Source organism: Sphingobium sp. CCH11-B1 (assembly GCF_001556865.1).
Taxonomy (GTDB): Bacteria; Pseudomonadota; Alphaproteobacteria; order Sphingomonadales; family Sphingomonadaceae; genus Sphingobium.
The window spans coordinates 77,051-96,938 of sequence record NZ_LSJY01000022.1; the positions used below are offsets into that span (position 1 = coordinate 77,051).

Annotated in this window: 22 protein-coding genes and 1 tRNA gene; 14 read left to right on the forward strand and 9 right to left on the reverse strand. The window is 64.9% G+C overall.

What is annotated here, in order from left to right:
• Positions 1–40: 40 nt before the first annotated feature.
• From AX724_RS03195 to AX724_RS03210, 4 genes are all read right to left on the reverse strand, one after another.
• Entirely contained in the window at positions 41–781 is a 741-nt protein-coding gene (locus AX724_RS03195) for a FadR/GntR family transcriptional regulator (protein WP_066763475.1), read from the reverse strand.
• 17 nt (positions 782–798) lie between these two features.
• Positions 799–1,722 (reverse strand): Gfo/Idh/MocA family protein, encoded by a 924-nt coding sequence (locus AX724_RS03200; protein ID WP_066763477.1) that lies wholly within the window; start codon positions 1,720–1,722, stop codon positions 799–801.
• A complete protein-coding gene (locus AX724_RS03205) occupies positions 1,719–3,296 on the reverse strand; it encodes an aldehyde dehydrogenase (NADP(+)) (RefSeq protein ID WP_066763479.1) in 1,578 nt (525 codons plus the stop codon). Before AX724_RS03205 ends, AX724_RS03200 begins: the two co-directional genes overlap by 4 nt.
• A 142-nt stretch (positions 3,297–3,438) precedes the next feature.
• The gene (locus AX724_RS03210; protein WP_066763481.1) at positions 3,439–5,241 is read right to left on the reverse strand and encodes an IlvD/Edd family dehydratase; all 1,803 of its coding nucleotides are present in this window, start codon (positions 5,239–5,241) and stop codon (positions 3,439–3,441) included.
• 136 nt (positions 5,242–5,377) lie between these two features.
• Here AX724_RS03210 and AX724_RS03215 point away from each other — a divergent pair, with 136 nt between their 5' ends.
• The 6 genes from AX724_RS03215 to rpsI all read left to right on the forward strand — a co-directional run bounded on the left by AX724_RS03215 (position 5,378) and on the right by rpsI (position 9,955).
• The gene (locus AX724_RS03215; RefSeq protein ID WP_066763483.1) at positions 5,378–6,280 is read left to right on the forward strand and encodes a 2-dehydro-3-deoxygalactonokinase; all 903 of its coding nucleotides are present in this window, start codon (positions 5,378–5,380) and stop codon (positions 6,278–6,280) included.
• Positions 6,277–6,909 carry a 2-dehydro-3-deoxy-6-phosphogalactonate aldolase gene (locus tag AX724_RS03220; protein WP_066763485.1) on the forward strand — a complete coding sequence of 211 codons (633 nt, stop codon included), beginning with the start codon at positions 6,277–6,279 and terminating at the stop codon, positions 6,907–6,909. Before AX724_RS03215 ends, AX724_RS03220 begins: the two co-directional genes overlap by 4 nt.
• 67 nt (positions 6,910–6,976) lie before the next feature.
• Positions 6,977–8,011 carry a COX15/CtaA family protein gene (locus AX724_RS03225; protein ID WP_066763490.1) on the forward strand — a complete coding sequence of 345 codons (1,035 nt, stop codon included), beginning with the start codon at positions 6,977–6,979 and terminating at the stop codon, positions 8,009–8,011.
• A complete protein-coding gene (locus AX724_RS03230) occupies positions 8,008–8,811 on the forward strand; it encodes a hypothetical protein (protein ID WP_231736455.1) in 804 nt (267 codons plus the stop codon). Before AX724_RS03225 ends, AX724_RS03230 begins: the two co-directional genes overlap by 4 nt.
• A 134-nt stretch (positions 8,812–8,945) precedes the next feature.
• Complete coding sequence (rplM, locus tag AX724_RS03235) at positions 8,946–9,425, forward strand: 50S ribosomal protein L13 (RefSeq protein ID WP_082733383.1); 480 nt, start codon at positions 8,946–8,948, stop codon at positions 9,423–9,425.
• Positions 9,425–9,955: a 30S ribosomal protein S9 gene (rpsI, locus tag AX724_RS03240; protein ID WP_082733384.1), complete on the forward strand. Its 531-nt coding sequence runs from the start codon at positions 9,425–9,427 to the stop codon at positions 9,953–9,955. Before rplM ends, rpsI begins: the two co-directional genes overlap by 1 nt.
• Positions 9,956–10,018: 63 nt before the next feature.
• Here the strand turns inward: rpsI and AX724_RS03245 are convergent, their stop codons facing one another.
• Entirely contained in the window at positions 10,019–10,915 is an 897-nt protein-coding gene (locus AX724_RS03245; protein ID WP_066763533.1) for a diacylglycerol/lipid kinase family protein, read from the reverse strand.
• A 71-nt stretch (positions 10,916–10,986) separates the two neighbouring features.
• Here AX724_RS03245 and AX724_RS03250 point away from each other — a divergent pair, with 71 nt between their 5' ends.
• Positions 10,987–11,874: a metallophosphoesterase family protein gene (locus AX724_RS03250; RefSeq protein WP_066763494.1), complete on the forward strand. Its 888-nt coding sequence runs from the start codon at positions 10,987–10,989 to the stop codon at positions 11,872–11,874.
• A gap of 146 nt (positions 11,875–12,020) precedes the next feature.
• On the opposite strand, the gene AX724_RS03255 is transcribed toward AX724_RS03250, so the two are convergent.
• Positions 12,021–12,449 carry a MarR family winged helix-turn-helix transcriptional regulator gene (locus AX724_RS03255; RefSeq protein WP_066763496.1) on the reverse strand — a complete coding sequence of 143 codons (429 nt, stop codon included), beginning with the start codon at positions 12,447–12,449 and terminating at the stop codon, positions 12,021–12,023.
• Between the two features lie 117 nt (positions 12,450–12,566).
• On the opposite strand from AX724_RS03255, the gene AX724_RS03260 reads away from it, so the two are divergent.
• The gene (locus tag AX724_RS03260) at positions 12,567–12,992 is read left to right on the forward strand and encodes an organic hydroperoxide resistance protein (protein WP_066763498.1); all 426 of its coding nucleotides are present in this window, start codon (positions 12,567–12,569) and stop codon (positions 12,990–12,992) included.
• Positions 12,993–13,034: 42 nt separating this feature from the next.
• On the opposite strand, the gene AX724_RS03265 is transcribed toward AX724_RS03260, so the two are convergent.
• Positions 13,035–13,886 carry a class I SAM-dependent methyltransferase gene (locus AX724_RS03265; protein WP_443018640.1) on the reverse strand — a complete coding sequence of 284 codons (852 nt, stop codon included), beginning with the start codon at positions 13,884–13,886 and terminating at the stop codon, positions 13,035–13,037.
• Between the two features lie 40 nt (positions 13,887–13,926).
• Here AX724_RS03265 and AX724_RS03270 point away from each other — a divergent pair, with 40 nt between their 5' ends.
• The 5 genes from AX724_RS03270 (at position 13,927) to AX724_RS03290 (ending at position 16,390) form a co-directional block, all read left to right on the forward strand.
• Positions 13,927–14,670 (forward strand): ComF family protein, encoded by a 744-nt coding sequence (locus AX724_RS03270; protein WP_066763501.1) that lies wholly within the window; start codon positions 13,927–13,929, stop codon positions 14,668–14,670.
• 45 nt (positions 14,671–14,715) lie between these two features.
• On the forward strand, positions 14,716–14,973 hold the full coding sequence (gene grxC / locus AX724_RS03275) for a glutaredoxin 3 (protein WP_066763503.1): 258 nt from the start codon (positions 14,716–14,718) through the stop codon (positions 14,971–14,973).
• A gap of 5 nt (positions 14,974–14,978) precedes the next feature.
• The gene (locus tag AX724_RS03280; protein WP_066763535.1) at positions 14,979–15,809 is read left to right on the forward strand and encodes a carbon-nitrogen hydrolase family protein; all 831 of its coding nucleotides are present in this window, start codon (positions 14,979–14,981) and stop codon (positions 15,807–15,809) included.
• Positions 15,806–16,276 (forward strand): DUF1178 family protein, encoded by a 471-nt coding sequence (locus AX724_RS03285; RefSeq protein WP_066763505.1) that lies wholly within the window; start codon positions 15,806–15,808, stop codon positions 16,274–16,276. Before AX724_RS03280 ends, AX724_RS03285 begins: the two co-directional genes overlap by 4 nt.
• Positions 16,277–16,313: 37 nt before the next feature.
• A tRNA-Arg gene (locus AX724_RS03290) sits at positions 16,314–16,390 on the forward strand.
• A 389-nt stretch (positions 16,391–16,779) separates the two neighbouring features.
• On the opposite strand, the gene AX724_RS03295 is transcribed toward AX724_RS03290, so the two are convergent.
• On the reverse strand, positions 16,780–17,568 hold the full coding sequence (locus tag AX724_RS03295) for an SDR family oxidoreductase (protein WP_066763506.1): 789 nt from the start codon (positions 17,566–17,568) through the stop codon (positions 16,780–16,782).
• Positions 17,565–17,894, reverse strand: a complete 330-nt coding sequence (locus AX724_RS03300) for a nuclear transport factor 2 family protein (RefSeq protein WP_066763508.1) — start codon at positions 17,892–17,894, stop codon at positions 17,565–17,567. Before AX724_RS03300 ends, AX724_RS03295 begins: the two co-directional genes overlap by 4 nt.
• A 96-nt stretch (positions 17,895–17,990) precedes the next feature.
• Here AX724_RS03300 and AX724_RS03305 point away from each other — a divergent pair, with 96 nt between their 5' ends.
• Positions 17,991–18,890 (forward strand): LysR family transcriptional regulator, encoded by a 900-nt coding sequence (locus AX724_RS03305; protein WP_066763509.1) that lies wholly within the window; start codon positions 17,991–17,993, stop codon positions 18,888–18,890.
• Positions 18,891–19,888: the final 998 nt, after the last annotated feature.

Consider the following 19,888-nt stretch of genomic DNA (forward strand, 5'->3'; position numbering starts at 1 on the left):
ATGACTCGTCATTGCCGGGGCGGTGCGTCACCGGCGGCGATCACCCCGGCTCGGTGATCGCGGGGTCCATGTCCCCAAGCGCCAGCCGCAGAAGCTCAACCATGGCGTTGCGTGCCGCTGCCGTGTCCCGCGCCGCGATCGCCTGGAACACGGCGCGATGGTCCGGCAGGGGATCGCGCGGCATCATCTGCTTGCGATGCTTGAAGGTGGTGGTCCAGCTCACCGCCGCCCCCACCGAACTCGCCAGCGCGGCGAGCGCGTCGTTGCGGGTGGCCGCCAATATGGCGTGGTGAAAGCGTTGATCCGCCGCGCGACCTTCTGGCGTGGACAGGCCATGGCGCGCCATGTCGGCCAGCGCTGTCTCCATGATCGCCACCTGATCGTCGCTGCGCCGCCGGGCCGCGAATTCGGCAGCCGCCGGTTCGATCACGCCGCGCAGTTCGAACAGGTCGCGGATGAAAGCTGCGTCGGGTTCACCGGCGAACATCCAGGCCAGCATTTCGGGGTCCAGCACATTCCATCGATTGCGCGGCAGCACCCTTGTCCCGGCCTTGGGCCGGCTTTCCAGCATCCCCTTGGCGATCAGGATGCGGACCGCCTCGCGGTATGCGGTGCGAGATACGTGCAACCGCTCCGATGCCTCGATCTCGCCTTCGAACAGGTCGCCGGGTTTGTGCCGTCCGGTCAAAATGGCGGTGCCCAGATCGCGCGCGATCGCCTGGTGGATGCGGAGCGCGCTTTCGTCCGATCCGAACGGTCCGTCCCTGTGCGCGCTCCCCATGCCTTTTCCCCTTCTGATTAGTCCTCAAACAATGCGGTAGGACAATGACGGCCGCAAAGAAAGGCATCCGCCACTAACCGCAAGGGCGCCAGATCGACATCGGTCGCCCCGTTGGCCACCAGATCGACGAAACGGCGATACATGGCGGGATATTCCTCGTCCGGCGCCTTCATCTGCATGTCGCCATCCAGCCGCAGCGTATTGCCGCCCTCCGACAGGAGCAGGCTGCCCCGATCCGTCTCCACCGCGATATCCCATGTCTGCGGACCGGTCTGCCGCCAGTCGAACACAGCGTCGATGGCCGCGCCCGACGCCGTCGCCATGCGGAGCGCCGCGCCGATTGGTGCCTGCTTGTTTTCCGGCACCTCCAACTCGGCGGAGAGCAGGGTGACGGGTTCGGGCACGATCTCGGTCAGGATCGACAGGGCGTTGATGCCAGGGTCGAACACGCCGAAACCGCCCGGTTCCCAGATCCAGGGTTGGCCGGGGTGCCAATGGCGCACATCCTCCCGCCACTGGATATCGATGTTTCGGATGGTGCGCTCGGCGATCCAGGCCTTTGCCTGGGCGACGGCGGCGGCGTAACGGCTGTGCCAGCTGGCGTAGAGCGTCACGCCCTGCGTCCCCGCCAGCGTCACCAGCGCATCCACTTCCGATACGGTCGCGCCGGGCGGCTTTTCAAGAAAGACGTGCTTTCCCGCCAGCAATGCCTGCCGTGCCGCCGCATAACGGACTTGCGGCGGCTGGCAGAGGATGATGGCATCGAGATCGCCTTCGCCAGCGAGCATCGCGTCGAGGTCGGGATAGTTATTCACCCCTTCTCCTTGCGCGTTGCGGCTGGCGACGGCGACCAGTTCGATGCCAGCGGTCTTTTCGATCGCGGGCAGATGCTGGTCGCGCGCGATCTTGCCGAGGCCGACGAGACCTGCCCGGATCGTCATGCCGCGATGCTCAGCTTGCCTTCGATCCGGCGCGTCAGGCCCCACGGGTTCGCTTCCTGCAGCGCCGGCGGCAGCAACGCGTCGGGCACGTCCTGATAGCAGACGGGGCGCAGGAAGCGCATCATCGCCAGTGTGCCGACCGAGGTCGATCGGCCATCGGCGGTGGAGGGGAAGGGGCCGCCATGCACCATCGCGTGGGTGACTTCCACGCCGGTCGGCCAGCCGTTGGTCAGGATGCGGCCAACCTTGCGCGACAGGGTCGGCAGCAGCTTTGCGGCATTCTCCTCGTCACCGGTGCCAAGCTGGAGCGTGGCGGTCAGCTGGCCTTCCAGACCTGCAATGGTCGCGATCACTTCCTCGATGCTGGAGCAGCGGATAAGCACGGACGACGAACCGAACACTTCCTCTGCCAGCACCGGGTTCGACTGGAAGGTCGCGCTGTCGGTCGCGAAGAAGGCAGGCTGTCCGCGGTTCACGCCTTCCGGCTCCGTGCCGCGCGCGACGGTGGTGACGCCGTCCGCGCCCACCAGGGCGGCGACACCCTTTTCATAGGCTTCGTGGATGCCCGGCGTCAGCATGACCTGCGGCGCCGCGCCGGAAAGCGCCTGTGCCGCCGACGCGACGAACCTGTCGAGGTCCGGGCCGTCCAGCGCGATGACCAGGCCGGGATTGGTGCAGAACTGGCCCGAACCCATTGTCAGCGATCCGACGAAAGCGGTGCCAAGGGCTTCGGCGCGATCTGCGAGCGCGCCCGGCAACAGAACCACCGGGTTGATCGAGGACATTTCGGCATAGACGGGGATCGGTTCGGGGCGCGACGCCGCGATCTGCATCAGCGCCGTGCCGCCGCCGCGCGACCCGGTGAAACCCACCGCCTTGACGCGCGGATCCGCGACCAGCGCGCCGCCCAGCGCACGGTTCGCGCCCGGCAGGTACGAAAATACGCCTTCATGCAGGCCGCTGCTCTTCACCGCTGCCTGGATGGCGCGGGCGACCAGTTCGCCGGTACCGGGATGCGCGCCATGGCCCTTGACGATCACCGGCGAACCGGCGGCAAAGGCAGCGGCGGTGTCGCCACCCGCAACCGAGAAGGCCAGCGGGAAGTTGGACGCGCCGAACACGGCCACGGGCCCTACCGAATGGTTGACGCGGCGCAGGTCCGCCCGTGGCAGGGGTGCACGATCGGGAATCGCACGATCGATGGTCGCGTCGAGCCAGTCACCGAGCCGCACATAGGAGGCGAACAGGCGTAGCTGCCCCACGGTACGGCCACGCTCGCCTTCCAGACGGGCGCGGGGAAGACCGGTTTCCGCCATCGCTGTTTCGATCAGCAGATCGCCGATACCCATGATGTTGTCGGCGACCGTTTCCAGGAACGTCGCGCGCGCGTCAGGCGACAGGGTGGAGAAGCTCTCGAACGCGGCTTCGGCCAGCGCTGCAGCTTCATCGACCTCGGACTCCATGGCGCTGGAGAAGGCAACCGTGCCCTTCTCGCCCGTCGCGGGGTTGATGGCGTAAAATGGTTCGCCGCCGGTGCGCTCGCTCGCGCCGATCAGCATGGCTCCGTTGAACATGGCTATCTCCTTGGGGGACAGAGGGCTTGTCATGTGCCGGCAGAACGCTGAGCGGCCGGCCGGCTTGAAGAGGGTGGAAGGAGGGGGCTACCGTCAGATGGTCCGTCGCCCCGTCGCTTTCAACGTTATAATGGGAGCGCTATCAATGATTGTCGCGGGGCAGGCCCTTGGTCTGCGCGATACGCTGATATTTCTCCGCACCCTCCAGAATCGCGCCGGTGTTGAGCTGGCCCACGACCGAGCGCTGGATTTCCTGCCACGGGGTCTGCGAAGCAGGATATTTGAACCCGCCCTCAGCCACCAGAGCTGCACGGCGTGCTTCCAGTTCCTCGTTCGAAATAAGGACGTTCACTGTTCCGGCCTTCAGGTCCATGCGTACCCGGTCGCCATCCTTCAGCAGGGCGAGGCCGCCCATCGCCGCAGCTTCGGGCGACGCGTTGAGGATGGACGGGCTGCCGCTCGTGCCCGACTGGCGGCCGTCGCCGATGCAGGGCAGGGCGGACACGCCTTCGGTGATCAGATAGGCGGGCGGCCGCATGTTCACGACCTCGGCCGCGCCGGGATAGCCGACAGGGCCGGCGCCGCGCATGAACAGCAACGTGTCGGGCGTGATGCCGGTCGCCGGATCATCGATGCGGTGATGATAATCCTCCGGCCCGTCGAACACGATCGCGGGGCCTTCGAACGCATCCGGGTCGTTCGGGTTGGACAGGTAACGGTCGCGAAATTCCTCGCTGATGACGCTGGTCTTCATGACCGCCGCGTCGAACAGGTTGCCCGACAGTACCAGGAAGCCGGCTTCCTCCTTCAGCGGCTGGACGAACGGACGGATGACCTTCTCGTCCTCGATCGCGACGCCGCGGCAATTCTCGCCCATGGTCTTGCCGTTGACGGTCATCGCGCCTTCGCGGATCAGGCCCTGTTCGATCAGTTGGCTGACAACCGCAGGCACGCCGCCGGCGCGATAATAATCCTCCGCCAGATACTCGCCCGCAGGTTGCAGATTGACGAGCAGCGGAATCTTGTGACCCACAGTCTCCCAGTCCTTGAGCGGCACATCGACGCCCATATGGCGGGCGATCGCGGTCAGGTGGATGGGAGCGTTGGTCGATCCGCCGATGGCGCTGTTGACCGCGATGGCGTTGTGAAACGCGTCCACGGTCATGATGTCGGAAGGCTTCAAATCCTCATGCACCATCTCCACGATCCGCTTGCCGGTCAGGTAGGCCGCTTCCTGCCGGTCGCGATAGGGCGCGGGGATCGCGGCGGAGCCCGGCAGCATCATGCCCAGCGCTTCGGCCAGGCTGTTCATGGTGCTGGCCGTGCCCATGGTGTTGCAATATCCTGTCGACGGCGCGGAGGAGGCGACGAGCTTGATGAAGCCTTCATCGTCGATCTTGCCGGCGGCCAGCAACTGGCGGGCATGCCAGACGATGGTGCCCGAGCCAGTGCGCTCGCCCTTGAACCAGCCGTTCAGCATCGGGCCGACCGACAGGGCGATGGCCGGAATATTGACGGTGGCGGCGGCCATCAGCAGCGCCGGCGTGGTCTTGTCACAGCCGGTTGTCAGGATCACGCCGTCGAGGGGATAGCCGTATATCGCTTCCACCAGGCCGAGATAGGCGAGGTTGCGGTCAAGGCCGGCGGTTGGGCGCTTGCCGGTTTCCTGGATCGGATGGACCGGGAATTCCAGGGCGATGCCGCCCATTTCGCGGATACCGTCGCGCATCCGCTCGGCCAGCACCAGATGATGGCGGTTGCAAGGCGACAGGTCGCTGCCGGTCTGGGCGATGCCGATGATGGGCTTGCCGCTGCGCAATTCGTCGAGGCTGAGGCCGAAGTTCAGATAACGCTCCAGATAGAGCGCGGTCATGTCGATATTTTCGGGATTATCGAACCAGGCGCGGCTGCGCAGTTTCGAGGTAGAACTGGACGAATCGCTCATAGGGCATCCTGACGCAAAGGGAGGCGGCGCGCGTTGACGCGCTTGTGATGCTGATATACTCATACATATTCTATTTCAAGCTGGCGAAGAGGATTGTTGTGAACGCTATCGCGTTACCGGTCGCGAGGGTGGCCCTTTGACCTACCGCATAGTCGGCGATTGGGGCACCACCCGCCTGCGACTGTTCAAATTGGAAGGCGAAGCGATCGTCGCTCGCGCTCACGGACCGGGCATCGGCGGCATCGGCGATGGCGCGGAGGCAGCGTTCGTCGCCACGGTCGGGACCTGGCTGGCGGATGGCTTGCCGCAGTCGGTTACGCTGTGCGGCATGGCGGGCGCGCGGGACGGATGGATGGAAGCGCCTTATGCCGAATGCCCGTCGGACGGGCAGGCTTGGCGCAGCGTCGCGCGTTGCTTCGACTGGGAAAAGACGTCGGTCGCGATCCTTGCAGGACTGGCGTGTCAGCACGACGACGGCATGCCGGACGTGATGCGCGGAGAGGAGACGCAGATTTTCGGCGCATGCCAGCTCGACCCCGCTCTGGCTCAGGGGCGGCATCTGATCGCGTTGCCCGGCACGCATAATAAATGGGCGCTGTTGGAGGAGGGCCGGGTCATCACGTTCCGGACTGTTCCGACCGGCGAACTATTCGCGCTACTCAAGGACCGGTCCACCTTGGGAGGCGGAGGGCGTATCGGAGACCCGGCGGAGGAGGCTGCAGGCTTTGCCGAAGGGCTGGATCAGGCCGATGGAGGGCGGTTGCTGACATCTCTTTTCGCCACGCGCACGATGCGTCTGCGTTCGGGGCGTTCGGTCAGTTGGACCATGGGTTATCTGTCCGGCCTGCTGATCGGCTGCGAGATCGGCGAAGTGCGGGCGAGCCTGGGTGACGGGCAGGACATCGTCCTGATCGGCGACCCACAGCTTTGCGCGCGCTATGCGCAGGGACTTGGCCTGCAAGGGCTGCAAAGCCGGACGATGGACGGAGAGGCATGCGTGGTTGCAGGCCTCACGATGGCGGAAGGAAGGGTGGTATGACGGTTGACGAACTGCTGGCTGATGGCGCGCCTCCCGTATGTGCGATCCTGCGTGGCGTGCGGCCCGATGAAGCGGTCGATATCAGTGCGGCGCTGATCGAGGCGGGCATCCGCATTTTGGAAGTGCCGTTCAATTCGCCGGAACCGCTGCGCAGCATTGCCGCCATGCACAATGCATTCGGGTCAGAAGCGCTGATCGGTGGGGGTACGGTGCTGAGCGTCGGGGCTGTGGAGGATCTGCACGGAGCGGGCGGGCGCATCATGGTGACCCCCAACACCAACGTGGAGGTGATCGCCAGGGGTGCGGAACTGGGGCTGGAAATGCTGCCCGGCTTTATGACGCCTAGCGAAGCCTTCGCGGCGATCGGTGCCGGTGCCAGCCGGATCAAGCTGTTTCCCGCCGGACGGCTGGGGCCGGCCTATGTGAAGGCGGTGAAGGACGTGCTGCCACGCAATGTGGGAGTGTGGGCCGTTGGCGGCACCGACGCTGATACGATCGGGGAATGGCTTGCGGCCGGGTGCGAGGGCGTGGGCGTGGGCGGCGCACTCTATCGACCTGGCGATGGAGCCGCTGTCGTGGGTGAACGCGGCCGCGCGCTGGTCGCGGCCTGGGGAAGGGCGCGCGGTTGACGCGGTGCGTTGCGGCTGAGACATCACGCCGCTTGAAAAGCCCAACGCCTGGGCGCATGCACCGGCCATGACTGTATATCGCTCTGACGGCACCATGCGGCCTGCCGCATTGGCCCGGTGGCTCCTCTTGGTCGCTTGCCTGGTCTTCTGCATGGTGGTGGTGGGGGGCATTACCCGCCTCACCGAATCCGGCCTGTCCATCACCCAATGGAAGCCGATTACGGGAGCCATCCCGCCGCTGTCGCACGATCAGTGGGTGGAAGCCTTCCGCCTTTATCAGCAGATTCCGGAATATCGTCAGATCAACCGGGGGATGAGCCTTTCGGATTTCCAGTTCATCTTCTTCTGGGAATGGCTGCACCGGTTGCTTGGTCGGCTGATCGGCCTTGCCTTCGCACTGCCGTTTGCCTGGTTCGCGGTGAAGCGGGCGATCCCGCGCGGCTATGGACTGCGTCTGGTGGCGTTGTTGGCGCTTGGCGGACTTCAGGGTGCGATCGGATGGTGGATGGTGAAGTCGGGCCTGTCCGTTCGCACCGACGTCAGCCATTATCGCCTGGCTGTGCATCTGCTCACTGCCCTCTTCATCATGGGTGGGCTTATCTGGACGGCGCTCGATCTGCGGGCGTTGGCGCGTGACCCGCGGTCGCGTCCTGCGACGCTGCGTCCGTTCGCGCTCGTGGTGCTGCTCCTTCTTGCCGTGCAACTGATGCTGGGCGCGTTCACGGCGGGGCTCGATGCGGGCTATGTTTCCAGCACATGGCCGCTGATGAACGATCATCTGGTGCCGGAAGGGATCAGCTGGATGGGATCGGCCTGGGCGACGGTGTCGAGCGACCCCTATCTCGTCCACTTTCTCCATCGCTGGTGGGCATGGATCGCGGCCGCAGCCTTGTTCGTGCTGGCGGCTCGGGCGAAACGAGCGGGTTGTCGCCCCGCAGCCATTGCCATCCATGCGGCGGTCGGCGCGCAGATCGTTCTGGGCATCGCAACCGTCATGAGCGGGATTGCCCTGCCGCTGGCCGTGCTTCATCAGGCGGTGGGCGCTCTGGTGGTGGCTGCGGCGGCATGGGGGGCGCATGCGGTGGGAGCGTATCGACGGTGAGGCCCGCGTCCTTCCTGCCCGCGTCCTTCCTGCTCGCGGCGGCGATCTCTCAGCCCGCGGCAGCCGAAGCCATCGCCATTCCCTTCGCGCCGCCGACCGGGATGGCGCTGACGTACCGGATCGACCAGCATCGTCCCGTTGCCGGGCAGGACAGCCTCTTTCGCGCAGTGCGCCGGTTGCGGTTCGAACGGGCAGGCAGCGGATATATGCTCTATGCCACCTTGCAATCGATCGACACGGATGCACCCGCATCCGGGGCCGAGCCCTATCGCGCGGCGCTTGGACCGCTGGTGGGCGTCGAGATGCGCTTCCGGTTGGACGGCAAGGGTCGTATCGTGGCGCTCGAAGACATGGACGCCGTCTGGACCAGTGTGCAGACGGGTCTTGCCGCGATGCTCACCACTTTTCCGTCTGACAGCAGCCGTTACAAGGCCGCCGCGCGCGTGCAGGCGTTGTTCGCTGGGCTTTTGGCCGAGGGGAGGCTGGCATTGCTGGCCGGGGAATTACAGCCCTTGTTCCTCTTCTCCGGCAGCGATGTCGCCGACGGTCCGGGCCGAGGGCTCCGCACCATGGCAGGCTCTCCGCTGGGCAAGCCGGTCGAGGTGGAGGGAACCCTGAAGATAACCGCGCAGACGCCGGCCAGGCTCGCCCTGGAGGAGAAGCTGGCGGGAGAGGGGGTTCAGGTGGCGGTTCGCTACGGCCTTTCCCGCCAGACCGGCATCGTTGAAGAACAGGAGCGTACCCTGGTCGCCGGCGCGCTGGCGATGAAGGAGAACAGGAGCCTGACGGCGGCCAAATAGTGCAAGGTATTATTTTACCCGTCAGCAAAGCCGCCGAATCTCTTGACTTCACCGTGGGCAATCGTCATTAGCGCCCCACTTCCGGGTGTCGGCAACGGCGCCCGGTTCCTTTTTTCATTCGGAGCATAAGCACCATGAAGGCGCTGATGAAGACCACCAAGCCGGCGACCCCGGCAACGGTCGAAAAGAAGTGGATCCTGATCGACGCGGAAGGTCTCGTCGTCGGCCGCCTCGCTTCGACCGTGGCGAATATCCTGCGCGGCAAGCACAAGCCGAGCTTCACCCCCCATGTCGATTGTGGTGACAATGTCATCATCATCAACGCGGCGAAGGTGAAGTTCACCGGCCGTAAGCTGACCGACAAGGTTTACTACAAGCACACCGGCTACGCCGGCGGCATCAAGGAAACCACGCCCGCCAAGATCCTGGAAGGCCGTTTCCCCGAACGCGTCCTGGAAAAGGCCGTGGAGCGCATGATTCCCCGTGGCCCGCTGGGTCGTCAGCAGATGCGCAATCTGCGCATCTTCGCCGGTGCCGAGCATGCTCATGAAGCCCAGAACCCCGAAGTGCTCGACTTCGCGTCGCGCAACCGCAAGAACAAGGTGGGTGCATAATGTCCGATAACCGCCAGTCCCTGTCCGACCTCGCGTCGCTGACCGCCAATGCCCCTGCTGTTCCGGCCGCTGTCGAAGGCGGCGAAGCGCCTGCCGCTCCGGTCCAGCCCTCCGCTCCGCTGCGCGCGCAGGAAATCGACGGCCTCGGCCGCGCCTATGCCACCGGCCGCCGCAAGGACGCCGTCGCCCGCGTGTGGGTGAAGCCCGGCACCGGCAAGATCACGGTCAACGGCCGCGATCAGGAAATCTATTTCGCCCGTCCGACCCTGCGCCTCGTCATCAACCAGCCCTTCGGCGTGACCGATCGCGTGGGTCAGTATGACGTCGTGTGCACCGTCAAGGGGGGTGGCCTTTCGGGCCAGGCCGGCGCGGTCAAGCATGGCATCGCTCAGGCACTCAGCAAGTATGAGCCCGCGCTGCGCAGCGCGGTCAAGGCCGAAGGCTTCCTGACCCGCGATCCCCGCGTCGTTGAACGTAAGAAGTACGGCAAGGCGAAGGCTCGCCGCAGCTTCCAGTTCTCGAAGCGCTGATCGTTTCCAGAGACAAGGGAAAGGGGCCGGTTTTCCGGCCCCTTTTTTCATGCCCGGCTGGCGTCAATTGTCGCGAGGCACGGCCACATCGATCGCCCCGGCGGCGATCTTCACCATTGCCGGAGTCTTTGCCAGCACCTCCCCGTCGATCGAGATGCGCTGTCGTGGCCGCGTGTCGATGCGGAAGGACGCGCCATGAAATTCCTGCGTCAACGCGTTGCGGTCCCGCAGCTTGACGAATTTGGCGTACCAGTCCCAGGCCAGATGCGGTTTCGACCGGCCCACAACGGCCTGGATCACGATCTCGCCGGTATCGACGGCGGCCGTGTCGGACAGTTCCACGCCACCATGATAAGGGCCGTTGAGGATGCGCACCTCCGTCGACCAGAGACGATGTTCCTTGACGCCATCGTCGATGATCAGGCGGAAAGGACGGAAGCCGACCGAACATTTGACCGCCCAGATCAGATAGCCGATGCGGCCCAGATAGCGCTTGAGCTTGTGCGGCACCGTTTGCCCGATCATGGGCGACAGGCCTATCGACGCCGCATTCACGAAATAATCCCGGTCGATCATGCCGAGATCGACGCGACGCCGGCGTCCGGTGGCAATCGCCTGCACCGCGCCGTCAAGGTCGAGCGGCAGCCCCAATGTCCGCGCGAAGCTGTTGGCCGTGCCGAGCGGCAATACGCCGAACACGCAGTCCCGGCCCACCAGTTCGTCGACCGTGCCCGACATGGAGCCGTCGCCTCCGCCGACGATCACCATCGGCGCTCCTCCCTCGACCGCCTGCCGCACGGTGGGCGCGAGTTGATCCGGGTCTTCCACGCCATGCGCCGCGATCAGGCGGATGCCGGCCGCTTCCAGCTTCTGCCGGGCCTGCATGAACAGATCCTGGCCCCGGCGACTATGCGCATTGACGAGAAGGGCGGCTTCCTTGGGGAGCGGTTTCGTTTCCATGCTGCAACCAATTCCCGGCGAGGCATTTGGGTCCGCAGGAAACAGGAGCGGCATATATTCGTTAGCCTGCCATGGCCCGCATCGCCCATCTTTCCGACATCCATTTCGGCGCGAACGATCAGAAGATCGTCGATGCCGCAACCGCCTGGCTGCAGGAGCGCCGCCCGGACCTGACGATCATCAGCGGCGATTTCACGCAACGGGCGCGGGTCGAGCAGTTCCGGGCCGCGTCGGCATGGCTCAACCGGCTGCATGCCGCGGGCCTGAAGACACTGGTCGTGCCGGGCAATCACGACATCCCCTTCTACGACCTATTCCGCCGTTTCGTCCGGCCGCTGCACCGCTATGAACGCTATATCAGCAATGTGCTGTGCCCCTGGTATGAGGATCGCGAGGTGGCAATCCTCGGCCTCAACACCGCCCGTTCGTTGACGATCAAGGACGGTCGCATCAACCATGCCCAGATAGACCTGTTGCGCGACCACTTCGCCGCCGTCCCGCCTGACAAGACCCGTATCCTCGTCACCCATCATCCGCTCTTCGCCATGCCCATAGGCAAGGGCGGCGAGTTGAGCGAAGCCGTCGGGCGGCACGACGACGCGGTAAAGGCCGTGTGCGAGGCCGGGGTCCACCTGACGCTGGCCGGCCATTTCCACCGCACCTATGCGGAGGCCGCGCAAAAGATGGCCGAGCATAGCGGCGGCGCACTGGTGATCCAGGCGGGCACCGCGACGTCCACCCGGTTGCGCAACGATGAGCCGCAGAGTTTCAACTGGCTGCATGTTCGCCGCAACAATGAGATGGAATTGCAGGTCATCGTCTGGGATGGCGCGGCGTTCCGCAGGGCCAGTCATGTCGAATATTGCCGGCAGGAGGAGGTCTGGACCGCGCGGGAGGTGGTGGAGCAACCGACGGTAGGCACCGTGGAACCGGGCCGCATGACCGGTGGAAGAATGTAGGATTTCTTCCGCTTAACTTCGCATATTTCCCGTAGAATGCGACATAGAATGGCGCCGGTAGGAAATTTCCTGACAACAGCGCGCGCAGCCGGCCTCCTTTCCCGACCGATCCAATGTGGCAGGTCGGAATGGTGGTAGGACAGGCTTCATCCGCCCAGGCTTCGGCGCAGCATGTCCGCGTCCTTCTTGAGCCGAAGGATCTGTTCCATCCGTAGCGCCATCCGTTCCATCAGCGCCTCGCCCAGGCAGCCGCACCGTTCGCGCATGGCCGCGCCCTGATCGGTCAGGAACACGTTGACCTGCCGTTCGTCCGCCGGGTTGCGGCGGCGCTCGACATGGCCCGCCGCTTCCAGTCGCTTCACGAGGGGCGTCACCGTACTCGATTCCAGCGCCAGCCGGTCAGCGATGGCGCCGATGGTGCGCCCGTCCTCCTCCCATAAAGTGTGGAGCACCAGATATTGCGGGTAGGTGATGCCGAGCATGTCCAGCGTAGGCTTATAGGCGCGGGTTATGGCCATGCTGGCCGCATAGAGCGAATAGCAAAGCTGGTCTTCCAGGGGCAAGGCGGCGGCCATGGGAGGCTCCTCGACAGTGTTTCTCACAAAATTGCATATCGGGATAAATAATATCTGGACAAGCCGGCAATTGAATTTATATATCGCGATAACAGTTACCACGAAAGGAGATTGAGCATGTCCGTAAACGCCCTCTATACCACCCGGGCCACTTCCACTGGAGGCCGCGACGGCGAATCCCGTACCGAAGACGGCCGTTTCGCCGTAAAGCTGTCCACGCCCAAGGAACTGGGCGGCGCCGGCGGCGAAGGCACCAATCCCGAGCAGCTGTTCGCGGCCGGCTATTCCGCCTGCTTCATCGGCGCGCTGAAGGTTGCCGGCGGCCAGTTGAAGATTCGCGTCCCCGCAGAAACGAGCGTCACCGCCACCGTGGGCATCGGCCCCCGCTCGGAAGGCGGCTTCGGCATCACGGCGGACTTGACGATCAGCCTGCCCGGTCTGGATCGCGCCGACGCAGAGAAGCTGGTCGAAGCAGCGCACCAGATCTGCCCTTATTCCAACGCGACCCGCAACAATGTGGATGTCGGCCTGACCGTCGCCTGACAGCCAGCCTTCCATCGTGACGGCGGATGAAGGGGAGGGGCGTCAGCCCTTCCCCTTCAGCGCGTCTGCCAGCGAGACGGTCGCGCTGCCGCGTCGGGCGGGTTTTGCCTGGCTGGGATCGGGCTTCCAGCCCGAAAGATAGAGGATCGCCATCTGCTCGCCGGTGCGGCCGTCCGCATCGGCCGCCTGCGCGAAATGCGCTGCCGCGCGCATGAGGATGCCGCGGGAGAGCGTAGGCGGCCGCGTCGCCAGCACGTTTCCCGCCCCCATGCCGCGCAGGTCGTGCATCAGGCGGACGATGTCGCCATAGCGTATGGTCAGCGTCTCGCCGTCCGCTACCGGCATGGCGAAGCCCGCGCGGCTGAGCAGGTCGCCCGCCGCGCGGACGTCGACCTGCGGGTGGACATGCTGCGCCGGGCGGTCGCCTTCGGCCGCCAGCAAGGCGCCCTTGAGCCGCGGCAGGCTGCCCGCGCCGGTGAAAGCAGCCAGCAACAGCCCGTCCGGGCGCAGGATGCGCCGCATCAGGATCAGCGCGCCGGGCAGGTCGTTGACGCTGTCCAACGTGCCGCAGGCCAGGATCAGGTCGAAACTGTCGTCGGCAAAGGGCAGGGCGTCCTCTTCCGCCTGGACGCCCAGCGCGGCTCGCGCCGCCAGAAAGCCGGGATCGACGCAGGCGACACGCTTGCCCATGGCCTCCAGCGCGGCCTTTGCGCTGCCGTCGGGACAGCCGATGACCAGAGCCTCCGGCAGATCGCGCTGAACGTCCCGCAGCCGGTCGATCAATTCGTCCAGCATGGCGCGATAGAGGAAGTCATGAGCGGCGAAGCCCGGCAGCATGCGATCGCGTTGACGCGCGCGGCGGGAGCGATCGAAAATATCGGGGCGGGAATCCATGGGGGCCTTGTGCATGGGCGGGGAAGCGGGAACAAGGCAGATGATGCCTCTGGCCCCGCTTCTCAAGGCTGCCCTTCGCCCCGCGCTCGATTATGCGCTGCCGCCGCGCTGCCCTGGCTGCGGCGCGATCGTCCAGGAGGATTTCGCCTTTTGCCTGCGTTGCTGGAGCGGGATGGCCTTTCTGGGTGAGCCATGTTGCGCGCGATGCGGTGCGCCGTTCGATCATGATATGGGCGAAGGCGCTGAATGTGGCGCCTGTATCGGCGATCCACCGCCCTGGGACAGCGCCCGCGCGGTGCTGGCCTATGGCGATGTCGCGCGCACGGTTGCGCTGCGCCTGAAATATGGGCGACGGATCGGCCTCGCCCGGCTGATCGCGCGACAGATGGTGCGCCACACCGGAAGCGGGCCGGCGCTGATCGTGCCGGTGCCGTTGCACCGATGGCGGCTGTGGCAGCGTGGTTTCAACCAGTCGGCTTTGATCGCGGACCATCTGGGGCGGCTCACCGGCTGGCCGGTAGAGAAGATGGCGCTGCGGCGCGTCAAGCGGACCGCGCCTTTGCGAGGCATGAACCCGAAGCAGCGGGCGCGCACGGTCCGCGGCGCCTTCGCGCTGGAGCCGGGCCATCCGTTCGGCGGACAGCGGTTGCTCCTGATCGACGATGTCCACACCAGCGGGGCGACCGCGGCGGCCTGCGCGCGCGTTTTGAAGCAGGGCGGGGCGGCCGAGGTTCGCCTGCTTTGCTGGGCGCGGGTCTTGCCGGACGGGGTGGAGCCCGATTGACAAAGCGGTGCGTTCACCCAATTTGCCGGAAAAGGAGCATTTTTGATGGCGCATGTCGAAATCTACACGAAAGGCTGGTGCGGTTACTGCGCGCGGGCGAAGGCGCTGTTGCAGGACAAGGGCGTGGCGTTCGATGAATATGACATCTCCATGGGCGGACCCAAGCGGGACGAAATGTTGAGCCGGTCCAATGGCGGAAGCACCGTGCCGCAAATCTTCATCGACGGGCAGCATGTCGGCGGCAGTGACGCGCTGGCTGCGCTGAACCGCGAGGGCAGGCTGGACGCCATGCTGGGACTGTGAAGCCGATGCGCGCCGCCCTTTTCCAGATGACCAGCGGCGTCGATCCCGCCGCCAACGCCGCCGCCATCGTCGAGATGGCGAAGCGCGCGAAGGGGGAGGGCGCGGACATGCTGTTCACGCCGGAAATGGCGGGATGCCTGGACCGGGACAGGGCGCGCGCCGCGCAGACGCTGCGATCGCAAGCGGAGGATGTGGTGCTGGCAACCGTGCGCGAGGCGGCGGCGCGGGAGGGCCTTTGGGTGCACATCGGCTCGCTGCCGCTCAAGGATGAGAGGGCGGACGGGCGCTGGGCCAACCGCAGTTTCCTGATCGACGATAGCGGCGCGATCCGGGCGCGCTATGACAAGATCCACCTGTTCGACGTCGATCTCGCCACCGGCGAAAGCTGGCGGGAGTCCGCCGTCTACGGGCCGGGCGAACAGGTGGTGGTGGCCGATACGCCATGGGGGCGGATGGGCTTTTCCATCTGCTACGACATGCGCTTTCCCGATCTGTATCGCGCGATGACCAATGCGGGCGCGACGATCCTGCTGGCTCCCGCCGCCTTCACCGTGCCAACGGGGCGGGCGCACTGGCATATCCTGCTGCGCGCCCGTGCGATCGAGGCGGGCTGCTTCGTCATCGCGACGGCGCAGACCGGGCATCATGAAGACGGACGCACCACCTACGGCCACAGCATCGTCATCGATCCGTGGGGCGAGGTTCTGCTCGACATGGGCGAAGAGGCGGGCCTGGGGCTTGCGGACATCGACCTGTCGCGCATAGGGGACGTGCGCGGGCGCGTGCCCGCACTCGCCAACCGACGTCCGATACCGGAGGATGTGACCGTTTCGTGATCGTGTTCGACCTGAAATGCGCCGGCCACGGCCATGTGTTCGAGGCCTGGTTCGGATCGTCCGCCGACTATGAGGATCAGCAGGCGCGCGGGCTGATCGTTTGCCCGGTCTGTGGCGATGCTGATGTGACAAAGGCTGTCATGGCACCCGCCGTTGCGACGAAGGGCAATATGCGGCCGGAGCCTTCGCCCGCCCCCGACGGCGCACCCGTGGCGATGGCGCAGGATCCCGCGAAGATGCGCGCGATGATCGAGGCGCTTGCGCAGGCGCAGAAAAAGGCGCTGGAGGATTCGACCTGGGTCGGGCGCGATTTCGCGGCGCAGGCGCGCGCGATGCACTATGGCGAACAGGATCGCGCGAGCATCCATGGCGAGGTCGCTCCGGCGGAAGCGCAGGCCTTGGTCAGCGAGGGGGTGGAGGTCGCGCCGCTGCTGTTTCCGGTCGTCCCCCCGCACGCGAAGAATTGACCGGCCGGCCCCGGCGCAATAGAGCGCTGTCCTGCGTGCGCCCATAGCTCAGCAGGATAGAGCGTCGGATTCCTAATCCGAAGGCCACAGGTTCGAATCCTGTTGGGCGCACCACCCATTCCCACAATGTCGATGATTCTGAGGTTGGCTTTGGCCAAGCCGCAAAACCGGCGCAGTTCCGCGCCGTCTGTCGGTAGTGCTGACAAAGCGGTGGCCACTGAAACAGGTTCTACCGGCTCAGAAATGAAAAAGAGGCCGCCCGTCTCAGGCGGCCGCTTCAGGTGGCACCGGATTCCGGATCAGTCGAAGCCGAGCGCCTGGCGCTGCGCTTTCCAGTCCATCGGGATGGCCGCCATCTTCATGAGCTTGCGGCACGTCAGTGCCGATGGCTGGTGGCCGTCCAGAATGGCAGCGACGATGTCCGGCGCGAGGAATGCCAGTCGAGCGAGGCGTTCAGCAGAGCGGTCCTTCGCCGCACTTGTTTCAGTGAAGAACTGCTGGCATCAGACGGTGCGGATCGTCCCACCGTCGATGACGAACTCAGCGCCGTGAATGGCGGCCGCCCGGTCGGCGGACAGGTAAGCGATAAGGTCGGCGACCTCTTCGGGTTCGGCGCCACGGCCGATTGATATTCCGCCAAGTGCATCGAGCACGGACTGACGCGCGTCCTCGATTGTGCCGCCATTGGCGGCTTGAAGCATGGCGAGAAAATCTCCCGTGGCTTCCGTCATGATCCACCCTGGCGAGACAGCGTTGACCCGCACTCCTTTGGGCCCGAGCTCCTTCGAGATCGACTTGCTGTAAGTCCGAAGCGCAGCCTTGGCGGCGGCATAGCCGGTCGTGGATTCCGGCAGCGGCAGAACGGACTGGATCGAGGTGACGTGCACGACGACGCCCTTGCCTCGCTCGAGCATCTGCGGGATCAGCAGGCGGTCGAGCCGGACGGTCGCCAGCAGGTTGAGGTTCAACTCGGCAAGCCAGTGCTCGTCCGTCAGCGCGACAAAGCCACCAGCGGGCGATGCCGACCCCCCTACGACGTGAGCCAGGATATCGATCCCGCCCAACTGCTTCATCGCCGCCTTGGCAAGCGCCTCGCCGCCTTCGGGCGTGGTCAGGTCCGCCTGCACATATTCGACGCCTCCGATCGCGTCCTTTATTTTTCGGGCCGCGGTTATGACCCGCGCGCCACCCGCCAGGAAGCGCTCAACGGTCGCGCGGCCCAATCCCTTGGTGCCACCACTCACGAGCACGCGCTTGCCGGCGAACTCGGTGGGATCCGCTTTGATGCTCATAGCGTCACCTTCAGCGTCTTGATGCCGCCGCTTTCCAGCGTGAAGCGATAGGTGAAGCGCAGCGGGCTGCCCGGAAAGTCGCCATAGGCCGGACCTTCGACGACGACATCGCCCGCGTCTTTATGGACGCTGTCGGGCGTGAAGATAGCCTTCACCGGAATGACTTCCGCTTCGAGCAGATGGCGGATCGCCGCCTGTCCTTCGAATGACTTGCCGTTGTCGATGAAGACGGCGTCATCCAGGAAGGGCTTCAACATGCCATCAAGGTCAAGACGGGCATTCGCCTCGACGTAGTCGGCAATTGGCTTGGGCAGTTCCAACGACATGATCGTCTCCTCAGCAGTGACGAGGAGGATTTAGCGATGGACATTCCGCCTGATAATCGAGACAAATCGCCATAGCGTGTCACGGAAAACGGGATAATGAGTCGCCATTCGCTGATCGAGCTGGAGGCGGTGCTTGCCATCGTGCGGTGCGGTTCGTTCCGCGCGGCGGCGCTCGACCTTGGTCTATCGACAACCGCCATCAGCAACGCGGTGGGCAAGCTCGAACGCGAGCTGGCGGTGCGGCTGTTCAATCGCACCACCCGCAGCGTCTCACTCACTCACGCCGGGCGGATCTTTGTCGCGCAGATCAAGCCAGCGCTCGAAGATATTCAAAAGGCGATGAACACGGCTCGCGCGCAGCAGGAGGTGCCATCGGGCACGTTACGCATCAACGCCTTCGCGACGGCGGCGCGCGAGATCATGGCGCCGCTCGTGCTGGCCTATCTGCAGCGCTATCCGCAGGTACACATTGACCTCGTCACAGAGGGGCGGCTCGTCGACGTCATAGCGGCAGGGTTCGATCTTGGGGTGCGCAGCGCGGACTTTGTGCCGAGCGATGCGATCGCCATCCCGCTCGGCCAAGTACGGCGCATGGCGGTTGCGGCGTCACCCGCCTTCTTCGATAGCCGGCCGATCCCCCAGGTGCCGCAGGAATTGCTCGGCCACCCCTGTCTGCGGATCCGGCTCCCAAATGGCGCCTTGTTCCGATGGCGCTTCGAGAAGGACGGCGAGGAACTGCAGGTAGATGTCGAGGGGCCGATCACGCTCGACGAGGCCTCTCTGTCGCGGATTGCAGCAACGAATGGCGTCGGGATCGGCTATTTCATGGAAGCCGACGTTCGCGAGGATATTGCGGCGGGCCGCCTCGTGCGCATCCTCGAGGACTGGACGCCGCCGCTCGCACCGCTGTGCCTTTATTATGCCAATCGGCGCAATTCCTCGGCCGCTTTCAAGGCTTTCATTGCACTTGCGCGCGACACGGCCGCCGGAAGCTAGCAGACCAGCGGCGGCTCTTGGCTTTCAAGAATACCACCCGAATGACCGCTAATGGGGCGCAGGCCGGTTGGTCGACTTTGCGCGGCGCGAGTGACGGGTTCCGGTGGAAGCTGCCATCCAAAGCCCAATTCGTGAACGACGCATTCTGGTCGACACCTGCCGGATTAGCAGACGGTCTGCATGTGGGGAGCGAGATTTGGGCGCTGAGCGTCTTGCAAGGGTCGACAACGGTAGGCGTCTGTTGAGACTTGGCGACCATTCCGGCGTTGGTCGTTTGGCGGCAGATCCCATCAAGAGCGGACATTCGCCCACTATGTCGGTGAGCGGGGCACCACCGACGAACTGGAATAGCCCAGCCTCTCAATCGGTGAAACCAGCTACGCTCCCCCTGTCATCAGGGACATCGCGCAAAGGTTGTTCTGGTTTCGATCGGAATCCGCCAAACTAAACCAGATTTCGGGGCGCCGCCTGCGGGCGCTCTATTGACAAGTGGTCGCCATCGCTGCCCGATGCAGGTGTTCGTCACACAGCTTACAGCTATGCTTGCGATTAAATGTGCTTTGGGGGGAAGTCGCGTGCGACACTGGGCACTGACAGCGCTTGGCAGATTGGCCTCATGGGTCAGACCCTCGCGAAGATTGGCAACTCATTCAATTTCGGCGGATTACCGCAGTGCGGATTTGCACGCTCCCACCAGATTGGAGGATGTACAGCCGGATTCAGCCCTTCAAGAGGAGCATCCTGGAACAGCGCTTGATCTGCCAACGCTTTCGGCAGTTTCCGCTATCAAACGAGCCATTTGCGCGGTGCCTATTAGCGAGATCGATGGCGAGCGATTTGACTTGCTTGTCGGGCCTTCGTCCATGCCCTTGCCCTATGAGGCCTTCAAGCGCGGCGAAATGGTCACGCCCGGAATGTGGGCACTGTATCTAGCGCTCCTTGCCTGAGGATCAGCGTGCAATAGGCACCCCCTTCGTGGGGTGATCGGCGTGCAAAAA

Coding starts and splice junctions, on each gene's coding strand:
- rpsI (WP_082733384.1), top strand. CDS start 9,425: ATGTCCGATAACCGCCAGTCCCTGTCCGACCTCGCGTCGCTGACCGCC.
- AX724_RS03220 (WP_066763485.1), top strand. CDS start 6,277: ATGACGGTTGACGAACTGCTGGCTGATGGCGCGCCTCCCGTATGTGCG.
- AX724_RS03305 (WP_066763509.1), top strand. CDS start 17,991: ATGAGTCGCCATTCGCTGATCGAGCTGGAGGCGGTGCTTGCCATCGTG.
- AX724_RS03205 (WP_066763479.1), bottom strand. CDS start 3,296: ATGTTCAACGGAGCCATGCTGATCGGCGCGAGCGAGCGCACCGGCGGC.
- rplM (WP_082733383.1), top strand. CDS start 8,946: ATGAAGGCGCTGATGAAGACCACCAAGCCGGCGACCCCGGCAACGGTC.
- AX724_RS03260 (WP_066763498.1), top strand. CDS start 12,567: ATGTCCGTAAACGCCCTCTATACCACCCGGGCCACTTCCACTGGAGGC.
- AX724_RS03300 (WP_066763508.1), bottom strand. CDS start 17,894: ATGTCGTTGGAACTGCCCAAGCCAATTGCCGACTACGTCGAGGCGAAT.
- AX724_RS03200 (WP_066763477.1), bottom strand. CDS start 1,722: ATGACGATCCGGGCAGGTCTCGTCGGCCTCGGCAAGATCGCGCGCGAC.
- AX724_RS03210 (WP_066763481.1), bottom strand. CDS start 5,241: ATGAGCGATTCGTCCAGTTCTACCTCGAAACTGCGCAGCCGCGCCTGG.
- AX724_RS03265 (WP_443018640.1), bottom strand. CDS start 13,886: ATGGATTCCCGCCCCGATATTTTCGATCGCTCCCGCCGCGCGCGTCAA.
- AX724_RS03295 (WP_066763506.1), bottom strand. CDS start 17,568: ATGAGCATCAAAGCGGATCCCACCGAGTTCGCCGGCAAGCGCGTGCTC.
- AX724_RS03250 (WP_066763494.1), top strand. CDS start 10,987: ATGGCCCGCATCGCCCATCTTTCCGACATCCATTTCGGCGCGAACGAT.
- AX724_RS03245 (WP_066763533.1), bottom strand. CDS start 10,915: ATGGAAACGAAACCGCTCCCCAAGGAAGCCGCCCTTCTCGTCAATGCG.
- grxC (WP_066763503.1), top strand. CDS start 14,716: ATGGCGCATGTCGAAATCTACACGAAAGGCTGGTGCGGTTACTGCGCG.
- AX724_RS03255 (WP_066763496.1), bottom strand. CDS start 12,449: ATGGCCGCCGCCTTGCCCCTGGAAGACCAGCTTTGCTATTCGCTCTAT.
- AX724_RS03270 (WP_066763501.1), top strand. CDS start 13,927: ATGATGCCTCTGGCCCCGCTTCTCAAGGCTGCCCTTCGCCCCGCGCTC.
- AX724_RS03225 (WP_066763490.1), top strand. CDS start 6,977: ATGACTGTATATCGCTCTGACGGCACCATGCGGCCTGCCGCATTGGCC.
- AX724_RS03195 (WP_066763475.1), bottom strand. CDS start 781: ATGGGGAGCGCGCACAGGGACGGACCGTTCGGATCGGACGAAAGCGCG.
- AX724_RS03280 (WP_066763535.1), top strand. CDS start 14,979: ATGCGCGCCGCCCTTTTCCAGATGACCAGCGGCGTCGATCCCGCCGCC.